This window comes from Flavobacterium sp. (genome assembly GCF_028712645.1).
In the GTDB taxonomy this organism is placed as follows: Bacteria; Bacteroidota; Bacteroidia; order Flavobacteriales; family Flavobacteriaceae; genus Flavobacterium.
On the sequence record NZ_JAQTPQ010000219.1, the window covers coordinates 1 to 6,098 of the forward strand.

A 6,098-nucleotide genomic window follows, 5' to 3' on the forward strand; every position below is an offset into this window, starting at 1 on the left:
ATAGTGATTTTAGACTCGGAGATAGTTTTCTCTATGGTGATTTATTGACTAACTAATTCCTGCTTATTTACTATTTTGTTTAATGTAAACTTCGGTGGCTCCTTGTCCATATTTTTGGTAATTGCCATCTTGAAAAGCAATATTGTCATATCTTCCTAATAAAAAGTCAAGTTCTGATTTTAGAATTCCTTCGCCAACTCCGTGTATAAAAACAATCTTCGGAATGCGGTTGCGGATGGCAAATTCTATATGTCGTTTCGCCGTTTCGGATTGTAAAGTCAGTATGTCGTAATTAGACATTCCGCGTTTGTTAGGAACTAATTTTTCGATGTGCAAATCGAATTCTGGAGCTGGAATTTCACGTTTATCTCTCTTTTCTTTGACAAAACTTCTTGGTTTTGGAATTTCTTTTTCCTTGACAACTTCACCTATATTTATTCTTTTTATAGAATCCATTAAATTACTGGATTCATTTACTTTAAGCAACTCATTGTCCATAAACTTCATCATAAAACCATCTTCGGTTTCAATTGTGACTTCATTACCATTTACTGAGAACACTACACCATTTATAGCTTCATCTAAAACCGAAACTTTATCTCCTTTAACTAACATCTTCTTACTTAATTTATTTTGATTTATATACAACACTTGGTATGAGATTTCAAAAGTAATGAACTTTAAAACAACATCATTTATTATTGAAAGGATTCTTGTATTTTTGTAAAATTATAAAAACAAAATCATTGGATTTAGAAAAATATATGATTCCTTGCTTAAGCAAAACTCTCTTTGGAGTTGAGTGTTTGGGATGTGGATTTCAAAGAGCTTTGTTTCTCTTGCTAAAAGGTGATTTTGTTGCGGCTTTCAAAATGTATCCCGCCATTTATGTAATGCTCATCTTCTTTATAATAGTTGGTTTGCATTTTGTGGACAAACAACATAATTACAAGAAACCACTCAAAGCAACAGCTATTCTAACCAGTCTTTTTATGCTAATTGGTTATCTTTACAAACATTACTAGAACTGAAACAGTAATTTACACATTATGACTATCCGTTACTTGCACCAATTTTGAAAATAGCACACGAATGACACGGATTTAAGCCGATAAAAACGGATTTTTATATTAATATCAGCGAAAATCCGTCTAATCCGTGTCATCTGCGTGCTTTATTTGGGCATTAGTCCGCTAAGCGGACAGTAATTTACATATTATAAAATCAGATTGAGATAAAAGTCAATTCATCTTTCATTAATTTTTATTTTTATGTATTTTCAAAGTGTTTTTTACTCTATAATTGTGGCAATTTCTAAAAACACCTTACTTTTACCACTTTCTAATAACTATTCAATTATACAATCGTGTCAAAAGAGATAATTATCAAAAATATAGCCGCTTTAAAAAGTCATTTTTCCATCAATTACGGAATCAAAACACAAGTAGAGACTTTTACCGAGAAACTATTCTATACTTTGTTTGATTCTAATGCTTCTTTAAATCAAAGTGTAGATGAACTCGAAAAACTATTCAAAGAGATTTCCATAATCTCCTGCAAAAAACCGAAAGATATTTGCGAAGGGGTTTGGAAACAATTCCTAGAAAAACTGCCTTTGGTTCTCGAAAAACTAAATCAAGATGCAGAATATATATTGGAAAACGATCCCGCTTCAAATAGTATTGAAGAAGTTTATCTTGCTTACCCCGGATTTTATGCCATCGCCATTTATAGATTAAGTCACGAATTATATCATTTAGATATGTTACTTTTTTCGAGATTAATGAGCGAATATGCCCATCAAATAACAGGAACTGACATTCACGCCGGTGCAACAATTGACTCTCCTTTCTTTATTGACCACGCCACTGGAATTGTTATTGGAGAAACAACTGTAATCGAAAAACACGTAAAATTATACCAAGGAGTAACTTTGGGAGCCTTGAGCGTTAGCAAAGAAATGAAGAATGCAAAAAGACATCCTACGGTGGAAAAAAATGTATGTATTTATGCCAATGCCACAATTCTAGGGGGCGAAACTACCATTGGAAAAAACAGTATTATTGGAGGAAATACTTGGATTACCAAATCGATTCCTGAAAAGTCAATCGTGACTAATACCACCATCACCGAAGTAAAAATAAAAGAGCTAAAATAGATGGAGCCAAAAAAAATATTAGACCTGATTGGAAACACACCTTTGGTGGAAACCGTGAATTTGGTAAAAAATAAAAACGTCAAACTTTTATTAAAACTCGAAGGAAATAATCCTGGCGGAAGTGTGAAAGATCGCGCAGCTTATAATATGATTGCCTCAGCAATTGAAAGAGGCGAAATTAAAAAAGGAGACAAACTTATTGAAGCTACGAGTGGTAATACTGGAATTGCTTTGGCAATGATTGCCCAATTATTCAATATAGAAATTGAACTGGTTCTACCAGAAGATTCTACCAAAGAACGTACCCAAACAATGAGAGCTTACGGTGCTACTGTTATTTTGACACCAGCAAAAGAAGGAATTATTGGTTCAAGAGATTATGCTGATAAAAAAGTAGTTGAAGGCGGCTATATTATGTTGAACCAGTTTGCCAATGAAGATAATTGGAAAGCGCATTACAAAACCACAGGTCCTGAAATTTGGAATGACACTGACGGAACGATAACCCATTTTATTTCGGCAATGGGAACTACTGGAACTATAATGGGAACTTCTACTTACTTAAAAGAGAAAAATACAGCCATACAAATTATTGGTGCGCAACCAAGTGATGGCTCTCAAATTCCAGGAATCAGAAAATGGCCTCAGGAATATTTGCCCAAAATATTTGATGCTTCAAAAGTAGATACTATTATCGAAGTAAGCGAAAAAGAAGCAAGAGAAATGACAAAACGTTTAGCCCTTGAAGAGGGTGTTTTTGCAGGAATGAGTAGCGGAGGTTCTGTTGCCGTTGCTTTAAAAGTTGCCAACCAACTAGAATCAGGAGTCGTGGTAGCCATTATTTGCGACCGTGGCGATCGTTACCTGTCTTCGGATTTGTTTGATTAAATTAAACGCTAAAAAACAATTTTCTTCTTTTATCTTTAAATATAATAATCCAATTTAACTCTAATGAAGAACATAATATCTATTTACTACATCATCTTTTTATCAATCTTTATGTCACAAAATGCAGTCGCTCAAGATTGGGCAAATTTGACTAAATACCAAAACGAAAATACCTCTCTAAAACCATTAGAATCAGGACAAAAAAGAACTGTATTTATGGGAGATTCCATAACTGAATTTTGGTCTGTCACTAACCCCGAGTTTTTTGCCGGAAAACCTTATGTAAATCGAGGCATCAGCGGACAAACTACCCCTCAAATGCTCATTCGTTTTAGAGCTGATGTGATTGATTTAAAACCATCATTAGTAATAATAATGGCTGGAATCAATGATATTGCAGGAAATACAGGGCCTTCAACACTGGAAATGATTACTAACAATATTTTTTCGATGGCTGAATTGGCCAAAGCAAACCATATTAAAGTAATTTTATGTTCCGTGCTTCCCGCTTATGATTTCCCTTGGAATAAAGGCACTTTCCCTGCCGAAAAAATTGTAACTCTAAACGCAATGATAAAAAAATATGCTGATACCAATGGAATTTTGTATCTCGATTATTATTCTTCGATGGTAGATGAACAAAAGGGACTGCAAGCAGCCTACTCAGGTGACGGAGTCCATCCCAACAAAACCGGCTATGAGGTGATGGATCCTTTGGTAGAAAAAGCGATAATGAATGTGTTGTCGTCAAAATAAATATCATATCTGTGTCTATTATAAAAACTAAAAATGTTCAATAAATCCAATTTTAAAGAATGGTTTGATCGGTATAAATATGCCGAATTATCAGCTACATCTGCTGCATTAGCCAGTTCTCAATTTAGTAGAATCTTTGATGGTTTGACGACCGCTTATTTAATAACTTTCTCCGAATATTTTGCCTTTTATGGTGTCATTTTATTTATGGCGTACCAAAATTTGGTTAAAACTAATCAATCCATAAATAAAAAAACACCTCTAAAAGAAGTGGTTCTATTGATTCGAAACCTACTTCTAGAATTTGGTTATCCTGCCATTTTAGATTTCTTCTTCATTCGCCCATTTTGTATGTATTGGATGCCCATTTTAACCGGAAATTATTTCACAGGAATCGTCTTTGGAAAAATAACTGCCGATTCTATTTTCTACGGTCTCGCCATAGTCAATTATGAATGGATAAAGAAAAAGCAGCAATAGATTTCCCTTTTATTTTTGATGAATCTAAAATAGATGTCAACTTTTCAAAAATATTTCCCAATTTGAATTTATAAAACCATCCAAAGCCTTATTTTTGCGCTATGGCAAAGAAAAATACAGACAAGATCGTTTTTGATCATATAAAAGTCCTCGATGCAGGTGCAAAAGGCGTTTCGGTGGCAAAAGCTCCCGATGGAAAAGTAATCTTTATTCCCAACGTCGTTCCTGGAGACGTTGTTGATGTGCAAACTTTCAAAAAGCGCAAAGCTTATTATGAAGGGAAAGCAGTAAAATTTCACGAATTTTCAGAACATAGAATCGACCCAATTTGTGAACATTTTGGTGTTTGCGGCGGTTGCAAATGGCAAAATATGAAATACAGCCAGCAATTGTACTACAAACAAAACGAGGTACAAAACCATTTGCAACGCATTGGAAAAATAGAACTTCCCGATTTTGAACCGATTTTAGGCTCTGAAAAACAATTTTTCTATAGAAATAAAATGGAGTTTTCGTTTTCGAACAGTCGTTGGTTAACTGAAAAAGAAATTGACAGCACTGAATATTTAGGAAACAGAAACGCACTAGGTTTTCATATTCCGAAAATGTGGGACAAGATTTTAGATATCAATAAATGTCATCTTCAGGAAGACCCATCGAATGCGATTCGCAACGAAATCAGGGCTTTCGCCAACGAAAATGATTTGACTTTTTTCAATCCTAGAAATCACGAAGGTTTGCTAAGAACTTTAATGATGCGTACTGCTTCGACGGGAGAAATTATGGTTTTGGTTCAGTTTTTCGAAAATGATAAAGTCAAGAGAGAATTACTTTTAGATCATATTTACGAGAAATTCCCTCAGATTACATCGTTGCAATATGTGGTCAATAATAAAGCCAACGATACTTTATATGACCAAAATATCAAACTTTACAAGGGAAGAGATTATATTCTGGAAGAAATGGAAGGTTTGAAATTTAGCATTAATGCCAAATCTTTTTACCAAACTAATTCCGACCAAGCCTTCGAATTGTATAAAATCACACGTGATTTTGCTGGATTGACAGGAAATGAAATTGTTTATGATTTATACACAGGAACAGGAACAATTGCTCAATTTGTATCGAAAAACGTCAAGAAAGTAATTGGAGTAGAAAGCGTTCCCGAAGCAATTATTGACGCTAAAGCCAACGCCCAACGCAACAATATTACGAATTGCGAGTTTTATGTGGGAGATATGAAAGTGGTTTTTAACGAAAGTTTTATCGCTCAACACGGCAAACCCGATGTGATTATCACCGATCCTCCACGTGACGGAATGCACAAAGATGTAATTGAACAAATAATGAAAATTGAACCAGAAAAGATTGTGTATGTAAGTTGCAACTCAGCAACACAAGCGCGTGATTTGGCTTTAATGGACGAAAAATACAAGGTTTCTCGTGTTCGACCAGTGGATATGTTTCCGCAAACGCATCACGTAGAAAATGTTGTACTTTTGGAGAGAAGATAAGATTGTAGATTTAAGATTAACGATTTTTAATTGCAGATTTTTGCCATTGAAATTGATATTTAAAGATTTATGACTATCATTGACTTGTACCAAATAAATAATTTATGAAAAAAATAATTATACTTTTACTGATTGCAACATTCTCTTTCTCCAGTTGTGAGAAAGACGATATTTGCGATGCCAATACCTCTACAACTCCCCGACTTGTGATAGATTTTTATGATATTACTACGCCGTCTTTATTGAAAAAAGTGACCAATTTAAAAGTCATTGGTGACGGAGCTCCCGAAGGAATTGTTTTT

The 6,098-nt window shown here is 34.2% G+C and carries 7 protein-coding genes and 1 pseudogene; 7 read left to right on the forward strand and 1 reads right to left on the reverse strand.

The genetic code is table 11. The annotated features are described in order from the left end of the window. Positions 1-63 precede the first annotated feature (63 nt). Complete coding sequence (locus tag PHC28_RS14490; protein ID WP_300102143.1) at positions 64-615, reverse strand: Smr/MutS family protein; 552 nt, start codon at positions 613-615, stop codon at positions 64-66. A 131-nt stretch (positions 616-746) separates the two neighbouring features. Here PHC28_RS14490 and PHC28_RS14495 point away from each other — a divergent pair, with 131 nt between their 5' ends. The 7 genes and pseudogenes from PHC28_RS14495 to PHC28_RS14525 form a co-directional block, all read left to right on the forward strand. Beyond that, complete coding sequence (locus PHC28_RS14495) at positions 747-1,025, forward strand: DUF2752 domain-containing protein (RefSeq protein WP_300102146.1); 279 nt, start codon at positions 747-749, stop codon at positions 1,023-1,025. A 341-nt stretch (positions 1,026-1,366) separates the two neighbouring features. Further along, positions 1,367-2,158: a serine O-acetyltransferase EpsC gene (epsC, locus tag PHC28_RS14500; RefSeq protein WP_300102149.1), complete on the forward strand. Its 792-nt coding sequence runs from the start codon at positions 1,367-1,369 to the stop codon at positions 2,156-2,158. Next, on the forward strand, positions 2,159-3,046 hold the full coding sequence (cysM, locus tag PHC28_RS14505) for a cysteine synthase CysM (RefSeq protein ID WP_300102152.1): 888 nt from the start codon (positions 2,159-2,161) through the stop codon (positions 3,044-3,046). It begins immediately after the preceding gene. A gap of 63 nt (positions 3,047-3,109) precedes the next feature. Next, a complete protein-coding gene (locus PHC28_RS14510) occupies positions 3,110-3,802 on the forward strand; it encodes an SGNH/GDSL hydrolase family protein (RefSeq protein ID WP_300102157.1) in 693 nt (230 codons plus the stop codon). A gap of 33 nt (positions 3,803-3,835) precedes the next feature. Then, positions 3,836-4,282, forward strand: a complete 447-nt coding sequence (locus PHC28_RS14515; RefSeq protein WP_300102160.1) for a hypothetical protein — start codon at positions 3,836-3,838, stop codon at positions 4,280-4,282. Between the two features lie 101 nt (positions 4,283-4,383). Further along, positions 4,384-5,796, forward strand: coding sequence for a 23S rRNA (uracil(1939)-C(5))-methyltransferase RlmD (gene rlmD, locus PHC28_RS14520; protein ID WP_300102163.1), 1,413 nt, complete (start codon positions 4,384-4,386; stop codon positions 5,794-5,796). 104 nt (positions 5,797-5,900) lie between these two features. After that, positions 5,901-6,098 (forward strand): annotated as a pseudogene (locus tag PHC28_RS14525) (hypothetical protein); the annotation flags it as partial.